This window comes from Nostoc sp., assembly GCF_036917435.1.
Taxonomy (GTDB): domain Bacteria; phylum Cyanobacteriota; class Cyanobacteriia; order Cyanobacteriales; family Nostocaceae; genus Nostoc.
Genome location: NZ_JBALDM010000031.1, coordinates 38690 through 62317 on the forward strand (window position 1 = coordinate 38690; position 23628 = coordinate 62317).

The 23628-nt window shown below is 39.7% G+C and carries 25 protein-coding genes and 2 pseudogenes; 12 read left to right on the forward strand and 15 right to left on the reverse strand.

The features are described from left to right. The first annotated feature begins 156 nt into the window (after positions 1 to 156). The 4 genes from V7K98_RS13135 (at position 157) to V7K98_RS13150 (ending at position 2932) form a co-directional block, all read left to right on the forward strand. A complete protein-coding gene (locus tag V7K98_RS13135; protein WP_335022396.1) occupies positions 157 to 750 on the forward strand; it encodes a TetR/AcrR family transcriptional regulator in 594 nt (197 codons plus the stop codon). A gap of 120 nt (positions 751 to 870) precedes the next feature. Continuing rightward, a complete protein-coding gene (locus V7K98_RS13140) occupies positions 871 to 1002 on the forward strand; it encodes a glutamine amidotransferase-related protein (RefSeq protein ID WP_335022826.1) in 132 nt (43 codons plus the stop codon). After that, the gene (locus V7K98_RS13145; RefSeq protein WP_335022398.1) at positions 971 to 2428 is read left to right on the forward strand and encodes a mCpol domain-containing protein; all 1458 of its coding nucleotides are present in this window, start codon (positions 971 to 973) and stop codon (positions 2426 to 2428) included. Before V7K98_RS13140 ends, V7K98_RS13145 begins: the two co-directional genes overlap by 32 nt. Positions 2429 to 2566: 138 nt before the next feature. After that, complete coding sequence (locus V7K98_RS13150) at positions 2567 to 2932, forward strand: hypothetical protein (protein ID WP_335022400.1); 366 nt, start codon at positions 2567 to 2569, stop codon at positions 2930 to 2932. Here V7K98_RS13150 and V7K98_RS13155 read toward each other — a convergent pair. From V7K98_RS13155 to V7K98_RS13165, 3 genes are all read right to left on the reverse strand, one after another. Further along, on the reverse strand, positions 2910 to 3992 hold the full coding sequence (locus V7K98_RS13155) for an energy-coupling factor ABC transporter ATP-binding protein (RefSeq protein ID WP_335022402.1): 1083 nt from the start codon (positions 3990 to 3992) through the stop codon (positions 2910 to 2912). The two genes, V7K98_RS13150 and V7K98_RS13155, sit on opposite strands and share 23 nt — an antisense overlap. Next, positions 3989 to 4687 (reverse strand): ABC transporter permease, encoded by a 699-nt coding sequence (locus tag V7K98_RS13160; RefSeq protein ID WP_335022404.1) that lies wholly within the window; start codon positions 4685 to 4687, stop codon positions 3989 to 3991. Before V7K98_RS13160 ends, V7K98_RS13155 begins: the two co-directional genes overlap by 4 nt. A 77-nt stretch (positions 4688 to 4764) precedes the next feature. Next, positions 4765 to 5649, reverse strand: coding sequence for a substrate-binding domain-containing protein (locus tag V7K98_RS13165; protein WP_335022406.1), 885 nt, complete (start codon positions 5647 to 5649; stop codon positions 4765 to 4767). A gap of 167 nt (positions 5650 to 5816) precedes the next feature. Here V7K98_RS13165 and V7K98_RS13170 point away from each other — a divergent pair. From V7K98_RS13170 to V7K98_RS13190, 5 genes and pseudogenes are all read left to right on the forward strand, one after another. Beyond that, positions 5817 to 6125: pseudogene (locus V7K98_RS13170) on the forward strand (Rpn family recombination-promoting nuclease/putative transposase); the annotation flags it as partial. 82 nt (positions 6126 to 6207) lie between these two features. After that, the gene (locus V7K98_RS13175) at positions 6208 to 6486 is read left to right on the forward strand and encodes a hypothetical protein (protein WP_335022408.1); all 279 of its coding nucleotides are present in this window, start codon (positions 6208 to 6210) and stop codon (positions 6484 to 6486) included. Next, positions 6479 to 6616, forward strand: coding sequence for a type II toxin-antitoxin system RelE family toxin (locus V7K98_RS13180; RefSeq protein ID WP_335022848.1), 138 nt, complete (start codon positions 6479 to 6481; stop codon positions 6614 to 6616). Before V7K98_RS13175 ends, V7K98_RS13180 begins: the two co-directional genes overlap by 8 nt. After that, the gene (locus tag V7K98_RS13185) at positions 6573 to 6743 is read left to right on the forward strand and encodes a type II toxin-antitoxin system RelE family toxin (RefSeq protein ID WP_335022410.1); all 171 of its coding nucleotides are present in this window, start codon (positions 6573 to 6575) and stop codon (positions 6741 to 6743) included. The genes V7K98_RS13180 and V7K98_RS13185 overlap by 44 nt, the downstream gene beginning before the upstream one ends. Before the next feature lie 209 nt (positions 6744 to 6952). Beyond that, positions 6953 to 7564 carry a hypothetical protein gene (locus V7K98_RS13190; RefSeq protein WP_335022412.1) on the forward strand — a complete coding sequence of 204 codons (612 nt, stop codon included), beginning with the start codon at positions 6953 to 6955 and terminating at the stop codon, positions 7562 to 7564. Positions 7565 to 7638: 74 nt separating this feature from the next. On the opposite strand, the gene V7K98_RS13195 is transcribed toward V7K98_RS13190, so the two are convergent. The 8 genes from V7K98_RS13195 to nifH all read right to left on the reverse strand — a co-directional run bounded on the left by V7K98_RS13195 (position 7639) and on the right by nifH (position 14551). Further along, on the reverse strand, positions 7639 to 7866 hold the full coding sequence (locus tag V7K98_RS13195; RefSeq protein ID WP_335022414.1) for a hypothetical protein: 228 nt from the start codon (positions 7864 to 7866) through the stop codon (positions 7639 to 7641). Between the two features lie 358 nt (positions 7867 to 8224). After that, the gene (locus tag V7K98_RS13200; protein WP_335022416.1) at positions 8225 to 9046 is read right to left on the reverse strand and encodes an NADPH-dependent oxidoreductase; all 822 of its coding nucleotides are present in this window, start codon (positions 9044 to 9046) and stop codon (positions 8225 to 8227) included. A 75-nt stretch (positions 9047 to 9121) separates the two neighbouring features. Continuing rightward, positions 9122 to 9832 carry a 2OG-Fe(II) oxygenase gene (locus tag V7K98_RS13205; RefSeq protein WP_335022418.1) on the reverse strand — a complete coding sequence of 237 codons (711 nt, stop codon included), beginning with the start codon at positions 9830 to 9832 and terminating at the stop codon, positions 9122 to 9124. Positions 9833 to 9968: 136 nt separating this feature from the next. Next, positions 9969 to 10241 (reverse strand): hypothetical protein, encoded by a 273-nt coding sequence (locus V7K98_RS13210; protein ID WP_335022420.1) that lies wholly within the window; start codon positions 10239 to 10241, stop codon positions 9969 to 9971. A gap of 73 nt (positions 10242 to 10314) precedes the next feature. After that, positions 10315 to 11433 (reverse strand): homocitrate synthase, encoded by a 1119-nt coding sequence (gene nifV, locus V7K98_RS13215; RefSeq protein ID WP_335022828.1) that lies wholly within the window; start codon positions 11431 to 11433, stop codon positions 10315 to 10317. A gap of 235 nt (positions 11434 to 11668) precedes the next feature. Continuing rightward, positions 11669 to 12925, reverse strand: a complete 1257-nt coding sequence (locus V7K98_RS13220) for a substrate-binding domain-containing protein (RefSeq protein WP_335022422.1) — start codon at positions 12923 to 12925, stop codon at positions 11669 to 11671. Positions 12926 to 13177: 252 nt separating this feature from the next. Then, entirely contained in the window at positions 13178 to 13564 is a 387-nt protein-coding gene (locus tag V7K98_RS13225; protein ID WP_335022424.1) for a hypothetical protein, read from the reverse strand. A gap of 162 nt (positions 13565 to 13726) precedes the next feature. Further along, complete coding sequence (gene nifH / locus V7K98_RS13230; protein ID WP_335022426.1) at positions 13727 to 14551, reverse strand: nitrogenase iron protein; 825 nt, start codon at positions 14549 to 14551, stop codon at positions 13727 to 13729. A gap of 1211 nt (positions 14552 to 15762) precedes the next feature. On the opposite strand from nifH, the gene vnfD reads away from it, so the two are divergent. After that, entirely contained in the window at positions 15763 to 17724 is a 1962-nt protein-coding gene (vnfD, locus tag V7K98_RS13235; RefSeq protein ID WP_335022428.1) for a nitrogenase vanadium-iron protein, alpha chain, read from the forward strand. Positions 17725 to 17960: 236 nt separating this feature from the next. Further along, positions 17961 to 18167: pseudogene (locus tag V7K98_RS13240) on the forward strand (DUF4277 domain-containing protein); the annotation flags it as partial. Between the two features lie 135 nt (positions 18168 to 18302). On the opposite strand, the gene V7K98_RS13245 reads toward V7K98_RS13240, so the two are convergent. The 4 genes from V7K98_RS13245 to V7K98_RS13260 all read right to left on the reverse strand — a co-directional run bounded on the left by V7K98_RS13245 (position 18303) and on the right by V7K98_RS13260 (position 22277). Then, positions 18303 to 20195 (reverse strand): sensor histidine kinase, encoded by a 1893-nt coding sequence (locus V7K98_RS13245; protein WP_335022430.1) that lies wholly within the window; start codon positions 20193 to 20195, stop codon positions 18303 to 18305. A 63-nt stretch (positions 20196 to 20258) separates the two neighbouring features. After that, on the reverse strand, positions 20259 to 20930 hold the full coding sequence (locus V7K98_RS13250; protein WP_335022432.1) for a response regulator transcription factor: 672 nt from the start codon (positions 20928 to 20930) through the stop codon (positions 20259 to 20261). A 150-nt stretch (positions 20931 to 21080) separates the two neighbouring features. After that, positions 21081 to 21686, reverse strand: a complete 606-nt coding sequence (locus V7K98_RS13255; RefSeq protein WP_335022434.1) for a hypothetical protein — start codon at positions 21684 to 21686, stop codon at positions 21081 to 21083. A 468-nt stretch (positions 21687 to 22154) separates the two neighbouring features. After that, entirely contained in the window at positions 22155 to 22277 is a 123-nt protein-coding gene (locus V7K98_RS13260; protein ID WP_335022436.1) for a hypothetical protein, read from the reverse strand. 224 nt (positions 22278 to 22501) lie between these two features. Between V7K98_RS13260 and V7K98_RS13265 the strand changes: the two genes are divergently transcribed. Further along, a complete protein-coding gene (locus tag V7K98_RS13265; protein WP_335022438.1) occupies positions 22502 to 23179 on the forward strand; it encodes a hypothetical protein in 678 nt (225 codons plus the stop codon). The last annotated feature ends 449 nt before the right edge of the window (positions 23180 to 23628 follow it).

Below are 23628 nucleotides of genomic sequence, written 5' to 3' on the forward strand. Positions count from 1 at the left end.
TGAATTAAATAATAGTTAAAAGTGCTTTTTTTAATCTAATTTTATTTACTGCTATTGATATACTGAAGTTTGAGCAATCTTTAAATTGGGTAAATCTTTGTCAGTATTATTGATGAAGTATTTAAAAGTTACACATTATTCAAGGATGCGATCTAAATGACTAAACCGAAAACAAGCCGTAAATCTGTTCACGATCGCATCCTCAGTACAGCATCAGGTTTGTTTTATCGAGAAGGAATTCGCAACGTTGGCATTGACAGAATCGTTGCGGAATCTGGCGTTGCGAAAATGTCGCTCTACAATCATTTCAAGTCAAAAGATGCATTGATTGAAGCGTGGCTGCGACAACAGGATGAACAATGGTGCCAATGGCTTAAAACCACCATTGAAGAACGAGCTTCTAACCCATCCCAACAACTACTAGCAATATTTGATGCCCTGCGGGAATGGTTTGAGGGGCCAGATTTTCGAGGTTGTGCATTCATTAATGCTTCAGTGGAACTAGCCAATGCTGACCATCCTGGACATCGAGTAGCATTGGAGCATCAACAATCGATCTACCACTACATCAAGAGTCTAGCTCAAGCCGCAGAAGTTTTATCACCAGAACAGTTAGCGCGACAACTGCTTCTGTTGGTGCAAGGTGCGATCGTGGTTGCGATGATGGAAGGAAGTTGGTCAACTGCTTCACAGGCGAAAAAAGTGGCGGCAACACTAATCCAGACTGCATCAAAATCCGGCGTTACATGAGGTCTATTGTATGATTTAATGTAAAAAATAACACTGCAACTTAGTTTGAAGCAGTCAAAGATGAGAATTTAGCCTTCTGCCTCCTGTCTTCTTCTATGAAGAAGTAATAAAAAAAATAAAATAGTTATTGGCATTTGTCTTGGTTCGCAGCTAATCGCTGATGTTTTAGGTTCCAAGGTTTACAAAGGTCAGCAAAAAGAAATAAAGCACTTAGAGAGATATGACAACCCTACTCGTTCTCGGCAATATTAATCAGTTTACATTTGCGAACTCCATACTTGCAGCTAATGCTAAGGCGGAGGAAATGTTTGATCAGGCTCTAACAAACATATTTGTTGTACATTCAAGAGATTCATATGCCAAGCTAAAAAGTAATGAAGATTGGGTAGATTATATAGAAGCAAATGAAGTCAGCCGAGAATTATTTGTTGACAAAATTGTCGAGATTACAGCAGAAGAAGCTTCAATTAAAAAATTTGTTGATTATGTTGAGTTTATTTTAAAGGGTATTTCAAATAGCTCAAACCTTATTGTTGATCTCACTAATGGAACTTCATTACAGAAAAATCTGCTTTCAATAGCGTCTTATATCCTTGATATAAAAAATCAATACCTAATCGATGTTTCAAAATTATTTGAACTAACTAAAGAAAGAGGATTTCTTCCAATTAATATTTTACTATCCTCCTATACTCCAGTCCCTGATAGCACTAGACTCGATAGCATCGCGTATCTAAATTTATCAGAAATGATACGCTACAGAAAAATTATAGAAGCTCATACTAATAAATATGTAGCTATAGATCCAGATTCTTCTGATAAAGAGTTTTTTAAGGATAACTTAGGTCATTCTATTCAGTTAAAGTTACAAGGTGATCAAAGTAAAGATAATGCTATCTATCGAATAGCAGCTTCGTCAATTTCGGCGAGTGTAGAGGATCTAATTCGACTTCTTGTAAGTAAATTTATCTTGGCTGACACCCCTGACGGAGTAGATCGCAGAACTTTTGGTCAAAAGCTCAAAATTATTCAAGCCAAAATCGAAAAAGATGCTCCATCTGATTTTGACGTAGAGTTCTTTAGCAAGTTCAATGATTTTATTTTGTACTTGAGAAATAGTTCTACACATAAGGGTAAGCTTTTAACTGATTTGGAAAAGTTCAAGGCAGAACTTTCTGTCAAAATGGCTTTTCCTTTTATTGAGTTTTATACAGATATTGTGCATCCTTTGCTATCAAGTGGTGAGCTTTCTAAAGAACCTAAGTATATGAAGAAATTATCGTATGCTGAGATAAAACCGGGAGAGACTTTATATTATGGATTAGATGGAGATGATACAGGAAAGATATTAGAAGAACTTTTCCTTGCCTGTAGCGATGAATCTAGCTTTCGGAAGTTAAGCAAAGATGTAGCTAATGCAATTTCAAGGATTGCTAAGTTTGTTACTGATCAGCTTGGTAAGAATGCAATTGTATTTGAAGCAGGCGACGATCTTCTGTTTAAGGGAAATCTTCAAGAAGAAATGCTTTTAGAAATACAGGCTATGTATTCACAATTAACACCTGGTCTAACATGTTCAATTGGATATGGGCGATCATTTCAAGAAGTATATTTGGCATTGAAACTTGCAAAAACTCAGCCAGGTAAAAATGCTATTGTTGGAATTAAACTTTGTTGAGTTTGTACAGATGAGTTTGTCGGAGCATAAGCATCCCAATGCAGCGCACGGACGCGAACCACTGGTGATGAGTTTGAGGTTATCTGCCGCCGCTAATTGGGAACGTTAGGCTGTTAGTGTAGAAGTAGTTCAGGAAGTATGACTACAGTAGCAATTTTACCAACAAAAGACGCTAGCGGTGAGAAATCATATCGTGCGATGTCTGACGACAAGCCGCTTTGCGTCTACGCAGGAGATAAACATTCTGTTGGCAAAACTGCGGGGCAAGCTTTAGATGCGTTAACTGCCCGGTTGGGTGAGACTGAGTTTAGTGCCCAGCAACAAGAACGATTATCAGAGTTGATGAGATTATGGCGATCGGCACGGGATCGGGGACAAGAATTGCTACCAGAACAACAGGCACAGGTGGATGACTTGGTTGAGGCTGAATTGAAAGCGGCGACAGCCCCTACTGCTGCCTTGATGCAGCCAGAAAATTTTTCTAAACAAAATGTGCATCTTTAGGATTGAATGCTAGTTTAATTATTTCATGGGGATATACATTGCCAAATATATGATTCCGAGGCACTCTGGCGATTAAAGTTTGTTCTCCCACCTTAACCCAAATACTACAAATCCCAATACCATTTAAAACCCGTTCTACTAGCCCTTCAATAATTACCGAGCCAGGTTTGTGTTTCATTAAAGAACTTGGATCGTAAACATTAAAAGTATCGCCAGATAAACAACATGCAGTCATTGGCTTTGTGATTTCCCCAGGATATAAAAACTCTATCCCGTTTGCAAGTTTGATAAAACTACCACGGCTATTGCGTTCTACCCCACACGGAATAATATTATCTATCCCTACCAGTCTGGCAAGTTGCTCGTTAGCTGGTTGGCGGATGATGGTTTCCAAGTTATCATCCTGGATGATACAGCCGTCAAATAAAGCGATCGCGCGATCGGCAAAATGCAGTATATCTGTAAAATTATGACTGACTAATATGACTGCCGATCCCCTCGCTTGCGCCCACTCTCTAATTTTTTCAATCATCTGGGAACGTATGCCCACATCTAAAGAGGCAGAAGGCTCATCCAAAAGCAGCAATTCGGAATCAGCAACTAAACCGCAGGCAATACAAACCCGCTTGGCTTCACCACCAGATAGTGAACGAGCCGAACGTTTTGCCAAGTGTTCGCAGCCAAAAGTTGCAAGGGCAGTATGTACCCTTTGCGGAATCTTGGGCGTTGGTGTTCCCCGAAACTTTAATACTTTGGCAACATTATTAAAAACTGTGTCATCTAGTAGTAATGTTTCTTGAAATACCAGAGCCGAACGACGACGCAACAATGTTTTATTGGCATTGCGGACATCCTGGCCAAATAATTGCATCTCACCACGGTAAGGTTGCAATAGATTGATTGTTCTTAACAGAGTGCTTTTACCAGCACCATTGGGGCCAATTACTGCGACAAGTTCCCCAGGACGGACTGCAAAATTTTCAATTGACAGGATATTTTTATGTGTTTTGCTATCTACACTAACCTGTCGCATATTTAGGACATACTCGTGAGTACTCATAGAATTTTCCTGTCATGCTGTAGGATAGTCAGCAACACGATAACGGTGTATGTGATGATGAGTAAGATGTATGCGATCGCCATTGCCACATCGTAATTCCCTTTCCCTACTTCCGTAACGATCGCTGTTGTCAGAACTCTTGTCTGCCCCTTGATATTGCCGCCCACCATCATAGATGCACCAACTTCCGAGATAACGCGACCAAAACCGGCGATGACAGCAGCCATTAACCCTAACCGTGCTTCCTTAATCAGTAACCAGTTAACTTGCCACTGTGTCGCCCCCATTGATAACAGTCGCCAGCGTAGTTTAGGATTAATACTGATAATTGCTGTAAAACTGAAGCCAGCGACAATTGGAAAAGCAATGATTGCTTGGGCGACGATCATCGCTGTGGGTGTATAAATCAAATCAAGGTTTCCCAATGGCCCAGATCGCCAGAAAAATACACTGACTACTAAGCCGATGACGACGGGTGGTAATCCCATACCAAAGTTAATCAAACTATTTAGAGTCTGCTTGCCGGTGAAATCCACCAATGCTAGCCACAGTCCTAATGGGAGTCCCAGCAAAACGCTAATGGCTGTAGCTGTTCCAGATACGAACAATGTCATTATCATCACCTGGAAAACATCGCGATCGCCATTGGTTAATAGCTCAGAAGCTCTCAAAGCCCCTTCGATGATTGTATTCACAAATCTCTTACAGAATTGAACAGGAATACTGAAATATGCAGTAGAGCAATCTTTGACGATCTGATGCTCAAGTTTGTTTAAAAGCCGTAATCTTTCTCCGTTTTACCCGCATCCACATAAAATAGCGCTTGTTTGAACTCTTTTTTCCCGTGGGCTGCAATTATTGTCTGTCCTTCAGGAGATAAGACATAATTAATAAATGCTTTAGCTCCCGCACTGTTCACTCTGGGGAATTTCTGAGAATTTACTTCCATAACATGGTAGAGATTTAACAGTTTTTTGTCTCCTTCCACCAGTATTGGTAAAGACAGGTTTTTCTTCTGAAATATATACGTTGCTCGATCCGCTAAGGTATATCCTAGTTTTTGATTAGCGACTTGCAAAGTTTCCGCCATCCCTGAACCTGTTTGCTGATACCAACTGCCAGAGGGTGTGACATTTGCCTGTTTCCATAAATCTTTTTCTAGTTTGTTAGTACCGGAGTCATCACCCCGCGATACAAACAATGCTTGGTTTTTGGCAATCAGACTGAATGCTTCCACAGCATTCTTTTTCCCTCGGATCTTTGCCTTGTCAGCATCTGGTCCAACGATCACAAAGTCATTGTGCATTACCAAGTGACGATTAATTACCGCACCACCTGACAAAACTTTGCGTTCAGCTTTAGGTGAATTGACGAATAGCGCGTCAACCTCACCTTTTTCAGCCAGAGCTAAAGCTTGTCCAGTACCAACTGCAACCTTTTTTAACTTATATCCTGTTTTCTTTTCAATCGCCGGCACTAAATCATCTAGTAGCCCGCTATCCTCAATGCTGGTTGTCATGGCTACGATCACATTTTTATTCGCTGGGGATTGTCCAATAGTTGGCTTTTGCTTGATTAGGTTACTACCAAAGCTGATGCAAAGAATCGCCAGGAAACTTACTAAACACACATCGCGCACAGCCCGATTATTGATCATTACACTCTCCTAGCAATCTCTGTGCCAATATTTTTTACTATCGCAAGTAAAACTTACATTGGGAAGTATAAGCAACATTGAGTAGGAAATCAACCATTTATGTTGTTTTCCAGACAATTTAGATGCTCAGAAGGATTCTAAGTATTACAAAGCCGTACAATCTGTCTATGTATGACGATACCTGTCGATTTCTTGCCGAAAACTTCTCAGCCGATTTTGCCAGTTGGCTACTGGGAGAGTCCATTACCCTGACAGAGCTAAAACCCTCTGAACTTTCCCTTGAACCCATCCGTGCAGATGCCTTAATTCTACTTCAGTCTGATGATTCCGTTCTGCATATCGAATTTCAAACCCGCCCCAAACAAGACATTCCGTTTCGGATGTTGGATTATCGGGTGCGAGTTTACAGACGTTATCCTGACAAAAGGATGCGACAAGTCGTAGTGTATCTTCAGCCTAGCGGCTCCGATCGCGTAGACTTTCGGGTAAGCAAATAATATTCTCCTACGATTGCTTGTCTTACAATAGACACTAAACCTTGAAGTTGCAAAGCAAGCGATGAATACTACGGATAATTCCCCAATGGAGGATAGATCGTCAGCAGATTTAGTATCTGTGACAGAGTTACAGCGCCAGCTTAATGACTTACTCAAGCAACTATCGCCAGAGCGATTACAGGTGCTTGCTGATTTTGCGGCTTATTTAGCAAATGCTGAAAGCGAAGCTGCAACCCAAGAACTTTTGGCAATTCCTGGATTGCTAGAGCGAGTTAAGCACTCATCAGCAACCCCTAAAACCCTTTACACACCCTGGAGAACTCTTCGATCTGATGTATGAAGTTGTTCTCCATCCCGATGCTCAAAAGGTTTATATCAATGCTGACAAAGCCTTAGCGAAGAAAATTGCTCGATGTTTGCAGCAGCTTGAGCAAACTCCCCAGTCGCACCCTATACATCAAAGTCCTTAAGGGAGATTATGCAGGGTACTATCGCTACCGAATCGGGGAATACAGGGTCATTTATTCGATAGATGAGGAACTGGTGCAAATATTTATTATAGCGATCGCTCATCGCAATGAGGTCTATAAACCGTGAGGTTATCTGCGGTAAGTTAAGCGGAATATGTTGTGTGTTAGCGAAGTCACCGAAACAGTGCTGAGTGCTGAGTGAAAAAGTAATAATTGCACGGGCTAAACGCCCCGCTATCCATGTACTGCATAGAAGGTTTGAGAGCAACTGCTTTTAAGTATGGAAAAATAAATAAATATTTATTTCGTTAGCGTAGCGGCACAAGGTAAATTAAAATGGCATTTAGTAATTATAAAAGTATTAGTGCAGTCATTAAAAAATTCCAAATCAAGTATGTGCAGTCTAATTTCATGTTGGAGGTAGATTTTCCTGTTAAAGAATCATTCCAAGAAGAATTAGATTTGCTATTGATGGATGGAGTTATTGATAATTCTGAAAATGCTATTTGTGAAAATCTCATCTATCCAGTATTGAAAGAAGTATGGAAACCTTACCGAAGTAAATTAACACTTTGGAGTCATGAAACATTAGCTTACGATGAAGATTTATCAGGTGTTCTAGATTATACGGTGACACAGCGAAACCCTCTTGGTACAATTGTTTTTGATAAACCTTATTTTTTGATGGTTGAAGCTAAACAAGACAAATTTGAGGAAGGTTGGGGTCAGTGTTTAGCTGAAATGATTGCAGTGCAGCGAATTAATGATGATTTCGTCAGCGATGTTTTCGGGATTGTTTCTAACGGGAAAATATGGCAATTTGGAAAGTTGATTGCTGATGTGTTTACTCGGAACAAAAATTTGTATGTGATTCAAGATTTAGATAAGTTATTTGCTGCGGTGAATTATATTTTTCAGCAATGTGAATTAAAAATACAAAAAGCATAACATTTTTAATTTGTGAAAATTGAGAGGCTCAGATCCCCGACTTCTTAAAGAAGTCGGGGATCTTGTTACTCAAACTATTTGGAACCGTTGAGTTTATGTACAGTTTCGGCAGTTTTCATCTGGGATGCTGCGGTTGTTAAGTTATTCGCAGCCTTGATGATCTCTTGTAAGGTTTCGTTAACCAGAGCCTCGTCAAGGGAGGTTTCTGATAAGTAAGTTTCGATGAAAATCTCTACTCGACTAACAATTATTTTGCTTTGAGAGCGTAGTCTGTTGAGGTCTTTGGTAGATAGATTATTCATTGTTTGAAGCTCCTTTCGTTTTGCGGGTTAATTCTACATTTTTGGTCAGCAATTCTCATGACAAGAGCGATTCTTACAGTTCAGCTCTTTTTTGAAAGATAAAGCTTGCTGGAATACTCATTAAATCCTTCGCCTGTTGACTGCTTAAATGCCTTCAGATTCCCTAAATTCGTACAAAGGTTTCAAGCAGGAGAATTGCTATATGTGTCAATTTAGCGGCTTTATTTTAGGACTTACGCACTGAAAAATTGAGATTGAAACTCTTGGAGATACTCTACGAATGCGAGTGTAGCGATCGCATTCGCTGAGGTTTATTTTGCTCCAACTTTTCTGTAAGTGGAGCAAGTATCTTTCTTCTTCAAAGCAACTTGAAGCCGAAATTGTTGAGAGTTTCGCGCAAGTACTTGCACCCTTTTAAATAGTCTAAAGTTGCGATGCGCTCGGCTGAGTGTTGCGACCAATCAACAGCGACATTCATCTTTTGTTCTGTGTAGAACTCTTTCATGATATCGTTATAATGAGCGATCGCTTCATCTTGCTCTGCTAATTTATAGGTTTCCCGGTGGAACACAGCCGGCTGGGGTAGACGCGGCTTAACAGCAGCTTGTACTTCAGGGTTGGCATAACCCACACACATCCCAAAGATAGGGAATACAAAAGGTGGCAAATTCAATAATGTGGCTACCTCTTGAGTGCTTTTGCGGATTGCGCCAATATACAGCGTTCCTAAACCAATAGATTCAGCCGCGACAGTCGCATTTTGGGCTGCGACTGTTGCATCGACTATGGCTTTAACCAACAGTTCTGTGTAATCTAAAGCTACATGAGGTAGTCCACGACTGTCGGCGATATGAGCCAGACGACCTAAATCTGCTAACCAAACCAAGAATACGGGAGCCTGATTAATATACGCTTGGTTATTAGCCAGCTTGCATAATTCTGCTTTGCGTTCTTGATCTTCAATGGCTACCACACTCCAGGTTTGCATATTAGCTGAACTAGCAGCAGATTGAGCAGCTGCAACTAGCCACTCTAGGGTTCCTGGTGGTAAAGGATCGGATAGATAAGATCGAACTGAACGGTGAGCGAGTAATGTTTCTAGAGAGTCGTTCCAGTCAATTTCGTAATTGAAGGGAACTTCACCGTAGCGCGATCGCAATAGTTCTGTAGGATTAGTCATAGTCAAAGGGATTATCAACAACGATAAATAAGGAAGAACCAGAAAATCAGGAGGCTGATTTTCTGACAAAGACTACTAGGCTGCTAGCTGGGTTTTTCCGAAATCTGCAAGGCGATCGTTTTGAAAAAAAGCAACTCGTAAGGCTAGCCGATACTCAGATGCAGGACAAGTAAGCGGGGTTACAGTATGCCAAGAATTATTAGAACGCGCGATCGCAACTGAGGAATCGCTCAGAGGTAAAATATCTTGGAAGGCAGATTCCGGCTGGGAGTCTTTAAGAATTCGCAAACAGCCTCCCCAATCTACAGACCATTGTTGATTGAAAAATAGCAGATGAGTTAAAACTTTGTTCGGCTCATCTGTATGAGGGTGATGCAACTGTCCTAATTGATATCGGCGAAATCCAATATCCATTACACAGTCTTTTAGTTCCAACCCAGACATTTCAGCTAAAGCTGTGCGGTAAGAATCTGTCCACAGTCCTTCTATCAACTGTCGCCAGACTTTACTGAGGTGTCTTAAGTCACAAGTAAGTCTACCTTGCGCCATCCGCTCTCGCCAGCGATGATCGCTAGATTTGAGCATCAAGGAAATATCCTCGCTAGTTGCAAGCATCTTTCCCCAAGAGTATCCGTATCCCTCCCCTTCCGACAAACGAAACTCTTCGTGGGGAAAACTCGCAGTTAGTTCTAAGCTTGCTTCTGGTGAAAGCAAGTTTTTTATCAAAGCCCAGTTATATGGGACTTTTTGCATTGCTGTGGCACGAATAGAATCAAAATTAAGCATGGTAGAAAAAATGCTTTAGTAGAATTAACCAATCATGATTACCCTGGACATCAAGTGGTATTGGAGCATCAACAACCGATTTACCTCTGCACCAAAAAGCTTGGCTCAAGCCGCAGAAGTTTCATCGCCGGAACAGTTAGACTGACTTTTCACGGTATCTGGAAAACCTCTCTCTAAATCTTTCTCCTTTGAGGAGAGAGACTTTGAATTTTCCCCTTTCCCTCTCTTCTCTACGAGAGGCTTCGCCAACGAGACGCTGCGCGAACGTAGGGAAGGGGGTTAGGGGGTTAGGTTTTTCGTGGCTTTTCCACATAACCTGAAAAGTCAGAACAGTTAGAGAAGCGTTCCCATCAATTTCGTAATTGAAAGGAATTTCACGCGATCGCAATAATTTTTTAGGATTTGTCATAGTCAACTTTTGAACTATTTCATAGGGATTACCAACCTCATTCCCCTGTAATGTTTTAGTAGGTGTTGTGCGTTTACCCTTGAGGAACCAAACTCAGGAGTTCTTCAACCGTGAGACTGCGCTTAACTTTTACTGACTGATGTTTTACAGCATCCAGAACTGATTGAATTTCTGGCTGACTGAGGGTGATTCCATGTTCTTGCAGCACACTAAATATCAGATGCCGACCGGAATGTTTGCCTACAACGAGGCGACGTTCCCAACCAACATCTTCCGGCGCAAACGGTTCGTAAGTACCCGGATTTTGCAACACACCATGAGCATGAATTCCCGACTCGTGGGCAAAAGTATTTTCACCCACGATCGCTTTCCAAGGAGGAACTGGCCAGTTTGCAGCTTTAGCAACTAACCGTGACAGTTCCAACAACCGTTTTGTATCAATGCCCGTTTGGACACCGTAGATATGTTTCAGTGCCATCACGATCTCTTCCAGCGCCGCATTGCCTGCCCGTTCGCCGATGCCGTTTACCGTGGTGTTAACCGATAGCGCCCCTGCTTCCAGACCCGCCAGCGAGTTCGCCATTGCCAACCCAAAGTCATTGTGCGTATGCATTTCTATGGGAATGAATAGATGATGGACAAGGGAGCGAACTTTGCTGTAAGTAGTTAGAGGATCGAGAATTCCTACAGTGTCACAGAACCGAAATCGGAAAGCTCCCAACTCTTGAGCATAATACGCCACATCTAGCAAAAAAGATTCATCGGCTCTGGAAGAATCTTCGCCGCCAACAGATACAGATAAACCGCGATCGCAAGCGAAATTTATTGCATCCCGCAAAAGATCCAGCATTTTCTGCTGCTTACCCCCAAACTTGGCGGCAATCTGAATTTCTGAGACAGGAACGGAAATATGCACCCGTTCCAAACCACAATCTATAGATGCCTGAATATCGGACAATTTAGCACGGTTCCAACCAAGTAATTGGGCATTTAATCCCAGATTAGCGATCGCTCGGATCGATTCTGCTTCTTCTTGTCCCATTGCTGGAACGCCAATTTCCAATTCTGGAACACCAATAGCATCAAGAAAAGTGGCGATCGCAATTTTTTCTTCAACGTTAAAAGCTACACCTGCCGCTTGTTCGCCATCTCGTAAGGTTGTATCATTAATTTGAATCGGATGTTTATTCATCAAGAAGTGATGATTCATGATCGGCTAACTTGTTGGGTGATTTTGATTTACTTAAGTAATTCGTAATTGAAGGATAGAGCAACTAACTAGAGTTTTGAAAACTAAAAGACATATTCCTTAGCCGTGGGTTAATAATTACGGATTACATTAGCGACGCGAAAAGCGAGTCTGCGTGCGTAATTACGAATTACAAATTACGTTCGCGGAGCGTACCGGAGGCTCTATTACGAATTATTTAAATATTTGCGACAACTTCCCCAATATTGCTGATATCATAGCCGCCGAGAATCTCTAATTGCGATTGGACTAGGCGATGTCCCAAAATACTGAGAAACTGCTTTACTGGTTCTTCTTCCAAGTATTCTCTAATAATCACCAAGTCATATCGCGCCCGATGCAGAGGGATAAATCCCAACCCAAAGGCAGCAGCTATAGATGCCGTACTGATGCCTGCATCAGCGATTCCTGAGACTACAGATAAGGCAACATCTTGATGGCTGTGAACGATATGATCAGATCCTTTAACTTTATGCAATGGCACTCCTTCTTCTTGGAGTTTCCGTTCTAAGAGCATTCGACTGCCAGAACCCACTTCATGGGTGACAATAGTTGCTCCAAATTCTACTAAGTCGGAAACTGTTTTAACTCCCATTGGGTTTCCTGGTGGGACTAGCAAACCTTCTTCCCAAACTCCAAGGGTAATCAAAACGGCACTCTTACCTGTTAAGGCTTCCTGGACAAAGGGAATATTATGTTCCCCAGTGTCAGCATCGTATAAGTGCATCCCGGCAATGTGAACTTCACCTCGGCACAGACTACGCAATGCAGCCGTGCTGTGGGCGAAACGATAATGAATTCGCAGTTTTGGATGCCAACGTTCAGTTGCTCTTGCCAACAGGGAAAGTACAGGTGTACAACCAGCAATCACAACCGTATTGTGCAGTTTATCTATATCATCCAGAAGCCGAACCTGGACTTTATTTGTACCTGTCTGGCTCTGTGCTTCACTCGCCGGGTGAAGTTCCTCTGTCGCTACCTCCGACGCTAATGGTAATTTGCTTATGCTGGATAATCCCTTCACTCTTACGGATTCTCCAGTTCCTACAATGGGGTACTTTACCGCAACTGTCTCACCATCAGCAGGAATCATTTCGATCCGAAAAGCATCATTCCCAACGAGGGGATAAGCTATCCATTGATCCCCAACCCGCGCTAGACTAACTCGCAATTGCTGTTGCTTAGGGACTGATCCGGCAAGAACTGCCTCAACTTCTGGTAAATCTTGCTCAAACCAGAATAAATCCTCGACTTGGCAACCAAGTGCCTTGGCTAAACGCAGTGACATAGCAACAGAAGGAGCATATTGTCCAGATTCCACACCACCAATACTCTGACGAGTTACGCCAGCTATATTAGCCAATTCTTGCTGGCTCATGCCTAAGCGAGTTCTAATTGACTTCAGGTTGTTGCAAAGATTCACATCCAGTTTCATGAGGCTGTATCTCTCCGTTAGAAAAAGCCGCAACGGACAAACTTAAATCTGTTAGTGCAATAGCAAGGTTTTCTAGTGTTTGGCGTTTTTGTTGTCAGACATATTGATATTTTGACAATTTTGCTTATTTTCTGCAAGTGTAACATACATATTGCTAGAATACTTGCATTGATAGCTACTATTTTAGCGTTGAAGTAGGCGAAGCTAGCGATCGCCTTTTCATCATTTGCTAGCCAAGGGGAACTTTCAGCTTTAGTCCGAGTCCGGTAAGTCCCGATCTAGATACCAATTGCCTTTTTTCGTTGGCACCGCAACCCATTGGAGTTCCAACCATAAGATCGGGTTCTTTTCCTTCAACCTTGAGGCGCGATCGCGGATAATGCGTGTGGCGTTTATACAAACAGCATTCGATATCCCTAAATCTTCGGCAACGCCTCTAAAAACTTCTTTGTTGTCATTAATTGAGGCAAACAGCATATTAGGATAATAAACAACAAAATGTTGTATAAGTTTTGGAGGGCAGCCCCAGTAAGAGTTTACGAGTTCGACATGGCAGTACTGGAGCAACTCGCCGAGTTTTGCACAGCGTCCTTTGACTACGGTAGTAAATTTTTGGACTAATACCTCTTCAGTCAACATGATAAGTTCTACTCCTTCAGTGAGGTAGATAAATTTTGACGTGGTTACGTCGATTTCTCAAATAGTGGTAGGAAACTTACGCAGTTTTTTCTGCTTTTTCGAGTCAGAGGTTGCCAATTGCTCCAGATACCTTATATTAGGGATAATCCCTACTGCATCGTCCTAGTCGAACAACCCAAACTTTACTAGCAGTTCCTCAAGGCGATCGCTAGACATAGATTTTGGAGTCACAAAATCTGTATTCTGGTCAATTGCGGTTGCCAGATTGCGATAGTGTTGCGCCTGTTCACACTCAGGAGCATACTCAATCACCGTCTTCCGGTGGAACTCCGCCCGTTGCACCATATTGTCTCTGGGTATGGAGTAGATCATTTGAGTTCCCAGATTCTCTGCAAGAGCTTTGATCAAATCATCTTCCCGATCGACTTTGCGAGAGTTGCAAATCAATCCTCCCAGACGTATACCGCCTATGGTCGCATACTTTTGAATGCTTCGGCAGATGTTGTTGACGGTATACATCGCCATAATTTCCCCAGAAGTGATCAGGTAAACTTCTTGAGCTTTGCGTTCACGAATGGGCATGACAAATCCACCGCATACCACGTCACCCAGACCATCATAAAATGTATAATCAAGTCTAACTGCATCATCATAAGCACCGAGTTGTTCCAGCAACCCAATAGATGTCAGAATGCCTCTACCAGCGCATCCCACACCAGGTTCCGGCCCACCCGATTCCACACACAGCGTCTTCCCCCATCCCTCCTGACGGAAGTCTGCTAAATTCACATCATCTTCTTCTTTACGCAACGTATCAAGTACAATCTTCTGGTGAAATCCCCCCAAAAGGAGCCGGGTGGAGTCTGCTTTCGAGTCACACCCTACAACCATCACCTTACGACTCATATCGCTCAGTCCAGCCACTACATTTTGAGTCGTTGTGGATTTGCCAACTCCCCCTCTTCCATAAATAGCAATCTTCCGCATAAAAACCTCGGTAATGGCGCAGACTTGTTGATTCGGCTCCCAGATTATGGTGTAATCAAGTACAGTGTTGAACTAAATTAAAGTTTGTAGTCGGGACTTTAGTCCTGATAATCCTTGTTTTGAGCGATGAATCCCTCACTACGAACTAGGATTTTATTTTATGTTTAATTACGCCCACCTACTTGTATAAATATTGCAGTTATCTCCTAAAAGTTAAACAGCTTTTTACAGATATAGCACTCGTATTTGATTTTTGAACAAAATTAGGTATTGTAGCGTGTGTTAGAACGAAGTTCGTAACGCACCAAACCTTCGATAATGGTGCGTCACGCTGTCGCTAACACACCCTACGTATCTTTTCAGAAACCAAACCGGATTCCTATATAGCAGTGAATATTAGTGTTATGCGAGATCCAACAAAGGTGCTAAAAATTAGTCGAAATCTTGTCACTAATAATTCAAAAAACTTCCAGAGCTACAGCAGATGAATGAGAAATTTCTGCTTCATCATAGCAAGACAAACATTATTTTCCCTTGAAGAAAGATACATAGAAAAATCAGTCCAGCCTAGTTTATGGCAACAGCTTCGCCAAACGAAAAACCGATTTTTAGGCGGTTTTGCTCCACTTCGATTAACGTTATGCCGTCACCAATAAATGATGAGGCTGGTCTGATACTCACTTCAAAGGAATCTAAGGAGTTTTTGTCCTTGTATTTAGATTCCCTATAAATAAAGAATATCATACATCTGGCCAAATTACTTGCGCTGAGAAATTAATTTACAAACAGTATTCGTGGTTACAATTAGTTATCATCTAGAGAGGTTCAAAGCCAATAATTGCGTTATTCTGTTGTTTAAAGTTGAGCCTAGATCGTCTATCTCTCCAAATAAAACATCCATAATCAAGAGATAAATTAAATTATTTATCTCTTCATTTATAGTTAGAATAGTCTGTCTATTTACATGAAGAAACCTCTTGTATATATGAGCAAGCTATAGTTTTAATCTAGACAGAATTGTCTATTTACAATGAGATTAATCCATCTTTTTCCAATAGTTATTTTCGTTATTGTTATCAGAGTTACTATTATTAATTAGAAAGGTTGATAGGATTTTGAAATCAAGGAAGTCAAAGAAGTTTTCTTCGGAGAACAGAAATATCAAAGTAGATTTCTTGATATCAGCTATTTGCACAAGGAGCAATCTAGCCATGCCAATGAAGTTGTTTAAGTGCGACGAAACCATCCCAGAACGGGAGAAGCACATATATATTAAAGAGAAAGGAGAAGATACAACCCAGTTTCTCCCCAGCGCTCACGTCGAAACCATTCCCGGCTCATTATCTGAACGCGGATGCAGCTACTGTGGTGCAAAGCTCGTAATTGGCGGTGTCCTCAAAGACACCATCCAGTTGATACATGGCCCTGTAGGCTGTGCTTATGATACCTGGCACACCAAACGCTATCCCAGCGACAATGGCAACTTCCAACTCAAATATGTCTGGTCATCGGACATGAAGGAACAGCACGTTGTCTTCGGTGGCGAAAAGCTGCTCAAGAAGGCGATGCTGGAAGCCTTTGCCGAATTTCCTGACATCAAACGGATGATGGTGTACACTACCTGCTCTACTGCTTTGATTGGCGATGATATCAAGCCTGTAGTCAAGGAAGTAGAAAAAGAATTGGGTGATGTCGATATTTTCACCGTTGAATGTCCTGGTTTTGCTGGAGTAAGTCAATCCAAGGGACATCACGTGTTTAACATGGGGTGGATGACGGATAAGGTAGGAACTTATGAGCCAGAAATTACTAGCCCATATACAATCAATGTGATTGGTGACTACAACATCCAAGGTGATACCTTTGTGATGGAGAAGTACATGGAAAAAATGGGCATCCAAATTATTGCCCATTTTACCGGAAATGGTACTTATGACTCATTGCGTGGGATGCACAGAGCGCAGTTGAATGTGACTAACTGTGCCCGTTCTGCTGGATATATTGCCAATGAGTTAAAGAAAAAATATGGTATTCCCCGGATCGATGTGGATACTTGGGGCTTTGATTATGCTAAGGAAGGGTTACGCAAAATTGGGGCTTTCTTTGGGATTGAAGATAGAGCCGAAGCGGTGATTGCGGAAGAAGTTGCTAAATATGAGTCGAAGTTAGAGTGGTATAAAGAGCGCTTGAGTGGGAAAAAGGTCTGTATCTGGACTGGTGGCCCGCGTTTGTGGCACTGGACTAAGGCCCTAGAAGACGATTTGGGGATGCACGTTGTGGCGATGTCGTCGAAGTTTGGGCACCAAGAGGATTTTGAAAAGGTCATTGCTAGAGGTGAAGAGGGGACTATCTATATTGATGATGGCAATGAATTGGAGTTCTTTGAGGTGCTGGAAATGGTCAAGCCTGATTTGGTGTTGACTGGCCCGAGGGTAGGTGCTTTGGTGAAGAAGTTGCATTTGCCTTATGTGAATGGTCACGGCTACCACAATGGCCCATATATGGGTTTTGAAGGTGCGGTGAATATGGCGCGGGATATGTACAATGCCATTTATTCTCCTTTGATGAAACTCGCTCAATCTGATATCCGTGGTGAGAAAATGCAAACTGTTATCCCTGAAGAAAACAGGAAACTTATAGAGAGCGAAGTACAACAATCGAAATCTACATCAACCAAACCTATCACAGCACTTGAAAGTTCAAATTTTGAAACTCAAGTATTGCTACTAGCTGCTGATAAACCATTACATTGGGAAAGTGAAGTACAACAATCGAAACCTTTTGATATTACATCAACCGAACCTATCACAGCACTTGAAAGTTCAAATTTTGAAACTCAAGCATTACTACTACCTCAATGGCAGCAATTTGGCAGTAAATTTTCTGCCTTTTTAGAGCAATTACCTAAATACTTAGGTAAATTTTCCACTGAATACCAACTGCCAATTATTTGTTTTGCTACAATTATTACATCGACTATGGCAGTTAAACTGATTATAGCTGTATTAGATGTACTAAATGAAATTCCGCAGTTAAATCTAGTTTTTGAGTTGACTGGAATTGGTTACATAACTTGGTTTTTTTTCCGATATCTTCTCAAAGCTTCTACTCGGCAAGAATTAGCTGCACAAATTAGTTTTATCCAAAAAGAAATTGTTGAGGGACAAGATTAATAAGCTGCTATGCCTGTACATTTGCTTTCTTTCACTATGAAAGAAAGCACAAAGCAAACGAACACATTCATACTACCTAAAACCCATTTTTCGGACTTAAAAATACAACATAAAATGTTACAAAGAGAGGACTGATGGAAGTAAATAAAAGGATTCAGAAAGCTCAGATAAAAAATAAGACAATCAAAGAACTAAAAAATATATTAAAGGCACAAAAATTGTCTCCAATCTCATAAATAAAAGTGAAAAATATCGATCACTTACGAATAGTAACTGGATTAATTGATAAAATAGGAATAGTTGAAACAATCAACTCCAAATTAGGCATAGATGGGAGAGAAAAAATTTCATTAGGAACAGTGGTAAAAGCAATTCTAATCAATGGGTTAGGATTTGTCTCAAGACCTTTATATTTATTTATACCGATTCTCCGTGAGCTTGCATTTAATTATTACTCCTTCTCTCTTCTCTACGAGACGCTACGCGATGGCGTACTTGGCGCTTCGTTTAATAATTAAGTGCATCTTCATAGCGAATTAGTATTACCCAAGGTAATTAAAATTAACAATAATTACATATTAAAATAGTCGCCAAAACCAAAGTTTATTGGCAGACCAACTAAGCTGACAAACCATCCCTTTTGGGAAATGAGGGTATCGCTTAAATTCACCACCCAACTGTTTTCCTAAATTTTGAGCTAGCTTAGTTCCGAACCCTAAATGTGAGGATAAATCAGCCATTGTTTCAAACTTTAAACCATTATCTGCTACTCGAATTACATTTTTACCATCCTCTTGAGTACAAATTACTTCAAGACGAGTAATACCAACAGCATACTTTTTTACATTACGCAATGCTTCTTCTAAAAAGCTGCAAAGACTCCGCTTTTGTTCAATAGTTAAATTTCGTTCATCCATTGCCTCAAACTTGAGTACCTTTTGTTTTATATTATTAAAATAAGTATAATCTTGCTCAACAACTTCATTATAAACTTCAAAGAGAATGTCATCAAGTGGTTGAGATAAATCTAATCTTTTCTCTTGTTGAAAATAAAAACTATCTAATTCACTTACCGCCTCTCTTTTTATTAAATCATAAACATCGCGCAGCTGCTGATTTAGTTGCTGAAGTTTTGATATGAATTCTTGGGGTGATAAACTTTCATCACTTTGAACTTCTCTTAAGATTATATTCAAAGTTTGCAAGGGATGACTATGAATTGCATCGAAGATTTGGTCAATAATTAGCTGTCGGTCTCTAATCCGGTAACGTAATGCTTCATCATATCGATAAAAAGCTGCTAAACCTACACCATTGAATACTAAAGTTAAAAAAGCTGGTACAATTGGCACCCACCAACCAATAATTATTAATAGATAACAGATGAGAATTAAACAAATAGTAGCGATAGTAATAGAAAGAAGCATCTTTAAGGGATTGCGAATCAAACGCCCTAAACTTAAACCAAAAATCCCCCAAACAATAATCCATAAATACTCCCATCCATCTGCCCAAACATTTATCATTGGTCGATTATCTAGTACAGCACTAACTAATTGACTAACTACATGTGCTTGTATTTCAACACCATAATTTAAAGCAGCATTTTCACTATTCATTCCAGATGAATTTACATAATCTTTAGCGCTGGGGCTAGTCATACCAATCAAGACTATTTTGCCACGAATCCAATCAGGATTAATCTTTCCATTTTGAATCTGTGTGAGAGAAACCAGATGAAAAGGTTTACGTCGATTGCGAAAATTAATTAATATTTGACTACCAGCAGCATCTGCTTGTATATATCCGCCTGAGTTAGGCTGAAATCGTGGAAGTTTAGTTGACTTAAATCTCATGGCATAGGGATCATCATCTACATTTTCTAGAGGAAAACCTTGAGTTTTTAAATAGGTTTTTGCCAATTTCAATGTAAAAGAAAATCTCCATTTTCTTTGGAGATTTGAGACAGCTAATAAACTTCGGCGTTGCTTCCCATCTGTGTCAGCTACAGCATCAGTAAAGCCTATCTGTTCTTGTGGTAAACTTGGTGGTGGATTGAAAGTTGAACCACTACGGTCAGGTAAAACTTTTTCAACTACAATTAAATTTTTAATTTCTTTGAAAGTTTTTATAAGTTCTGGATGCCCTGGTACTTGTGGTAAGTCTCTAATAATATCCAGTCCAATTACAGTAGGTTGATAAGTTTTTAATTTGTTTAATAATACGGTGATATCTCTATCAGGAATTGGATATGCTTTAATCCTATTAATATCATTTTCGTTAATACCTACAATTAGAATTCTTTCATCAATTGATTCTTCTGGACGCAGTTGCATAAATGTATCAAATGCAGTGCACTCGAAAAATTGTAACCAACCCACTAGGCGCAGCGAAATTACGAATGCAATTGTGGTAAACCCTGTGCGCCAAATATTATTAGAGGAATTAACTTTTGTCCAAATTTGCCGCATTATACATTGTGTTTATTGTAATTTTTATTTGTAATCAAATAAATGTTGACTATGGACTATTGACTAATCAATTAAACCTTCTTCTCTTGCTCGAATTTCAGATTGAATTCGGAGATTTTTTCCCTCATCTGGGTAAACTCCCAAGACATCATAAATTTTAGTCCAATAATGCCGTACTGTTCGTTCAGCAATATTCATCTTCTTGGCAATGGGTAAATCTTGTAAACCTTCTTTACAAGCAAGTTGTAAAACTTCTAGCCATTCTGGTTTCAGTTCCAAACCAGAACGTATTTCTCTAGGAGTGTTCTGTAAACCCTTTAGAGACCAATCAACTTTGGTTAACATTTCACTCATTGGCAAACTTTTTTCTGCAACTGTAAAACCACCTTCGTGATTGCTAATTGCTGCTTTTAGCCTGATTAAAGCACGAGGAGTGGCAGTTTGGATCACAATATTGAGATTTGGATATTGGCGCATCAATATCTTAAGTAACTGAATACCATTGTTAGCTTGGGCAGTTCCTCCCATTGTTTCTGGCATAGCTAAATCAACTATAATCAAGTCAAAGTTGACATTTTCTAATTGTTTAAGTGCTGATTTTATGGTTTGCGCTTCGACAATTTTAGCTTCTGGGTATTGCTGTTTTAATATATTGACGGTTGCATATAAAACGGATTCATGGTCATCAATTACTAAAATTTTCTGTGGGTTTGAATTTTGTACAGATTGATACATATAGGTTATTTGATATTTGAAGATTTACTATCTTGAAAAGGAGGTATTTATTTTTAGGCTTGGTAATTACGAAAATTGATTTTTATATCATCGGTTTGTATGTACATAAATGTTAAATTTTGGCTGAAATATTTTAAAAGAAAAATATTTTTATATATTTAAATCTTTGTGCAAATGCCTCCAACGAAAATACCATATTTCTGCATTATGGTTATGCTGATAAAAGCATTTTCCCCCAGTCAAAAAATTAAAGGCATGACGAAGATAAGCTACTTCTGTAAGATTTGATATATAAGTTTGTTTCGATTTATTTAAATCAGTTAATTGAACCATGAGTTCATTGAAGTTACCTCGTGGTTTCAAACTGACAAATATAGATAATCTACCGGAAATATTTGATAAGATAATTTGCAGCAATTCTTCTAGTGCCATCAAAACAACGCGAAGAGTATAAAGTGACTCTGGAGTCCAGTCAGTTGGCAGTTCCATTTGCAAATTTAATTCGGGAATGCGCGATCGCCATCTCACTAGTATATGTCGAATTGCTAAGGGTAGACTGTCGTCAATATGTGCCGGAGACAAGTAGTCACTCAGTTCTTTGAGGGAATGATGGAACTTCTCGATAGTCGCTAAGTAACTTTGCTCTTGCTGCTGTTGATAAACAGAAGGATTTATTGAAGATATTTCTAAATTCCGTCGGATCACGAATGATTCTTGTAGCAAATCATTGTGAATCATCTCTGCTTCCTGATGCATTCTTATCCATTGCCTGTTATGCCACCAAATTAATGCTCGTTGTGTTTGCTGGTGATATAGAAACAAACACAACACAACTATAATATAAGTAATCAGAACTATAAACCCTGTAACAATTAGCATGTGTGTATTTTAGAGATGTAATTTTCTATAATCACATTAGTACTTACGTTTCATCTATATGATGAGTATAAAGATTACTTAGTTATACTTTTTTTAATCTGAGGTAGATAGTAAGAAGTAGCCAAGCTATTGGCATGAAAGTGCAATCATTCTGACTAACAATGAGTTATATCAGATGAACAGCAACAAAGCATAGCGATTTCTTTCTAGACGCAGATATCACTTCATCATTTCCCCAATTTTCACAGCCTCACCCTCAAGGGTATAAACTATACCCCAAACCGCAGCAATTCATACGGCAAACCCTTAGCCCCACTTTTTCAGGTTTTGGGACGGATGGAACTTTCACGTCATAGCGATCGCATTCTGCCAATGATCCTTGATATTTTCCCATAAACACAATACAGACACCCGATGTAGAGACGTTGCATTGCTAGATTTGGCAACTATGTACAACCAAGTTGGCACGAAGCTGCAATGTAATTTCAGGTTAATTGTTTATTGTATTAATCAAAGGCTATTGTATTGCGATCGAATTTACAGCTTAAGTACAACTAAGCTATTGTTTGAGAAATGGTGGATTACCATATCGGGAAGATTTTACGCCGTTTGTGGCTTGTCACCCGGTGATTCGCCCCGGATTATTGGGTGATTCTGACTAATTAATATAAACATTCTTCTGGGGATAATAAATGATGTTCAGATTACTAAAGCTTATTGGATTATTATCCTTAAGTACTAGCTTTTTTTCGGTAGGAATTATTGCACCAGCATTATCACAATCTCAAAAGACACCAACTCAAGAAACAACAGAGTCTAAAGAGTATCCAACTCAAATAGCAACAGATTATATAGGAGGAGGAGCAAATATTACCATAACGTGGGACTTAAAATCTTGTGCGAAAAAAAAGAATCATATTGTTAGTTGTATATTTTCCTTTAGTAGTAGCGAAAATCTCGATTACAACGTTTCTTCTAAAAATGAAACTAAGTTAGTAGATAATGAAGGTAATGAATATCATGTAAGCAAAATTGCAACCTCAAAAAAAGTTGTTAGTTATAATAACTATTTGGGCTTTAATGTTTACAATGACGTACAGTATAAAGTCATTATTGATTTCACCGATGTACCTGATTCGGCTTTATATGCAATAGAGTTAGATATTGGAACTCATAGTAGATATCTTGATCAAACAATGCCAGTATTTCATAATGCTCCTTTTATTAATCTCGACGGTTCAATAAGTGAAGTTCCTATCTCGGCTAGACATAACAAAAAACCGAATCATCAAGATTCTAATGAAAATCAAAATACTAATCCTATTATCAACATTCCAAAAATTTGCTTACCTCTAATTGGTTGTCATTAAAGGGCGTTTGAAAAGTTTTAGGGACTCAAAAATACATATTATGGCAAGGCAGATAAAAGTTTCAGAAGTTTGGGGTTATAACTCATATACTAAACACGGGTTGAATCTTTACTTTTAAATAATGCTTATAAGCTTGACTTCACAATACTTATAGCTATTAAAAAAAAGTCATAATGAGTGGTTCTTATCAAATTCTTTGTTATTCTTGGCTTTTATATCTGGTGATTAAGCAATGTATAACAACAAGTCAATTTCTACCCTACTTATTTAAGAGTTATCGTCAACAGCCTAAAACGAACGAATTTTTGACGCTGCTGAATCGGACTATCAATTGACAACAATTCTTTATACCTTTATACCTTGGCGTGAGGCTAATTGATACTTTGAATTAGCAATGCCTTTTTTCGCACAAGTAATTGAGGAGTAACTCCTATCACTTTGAATTTATA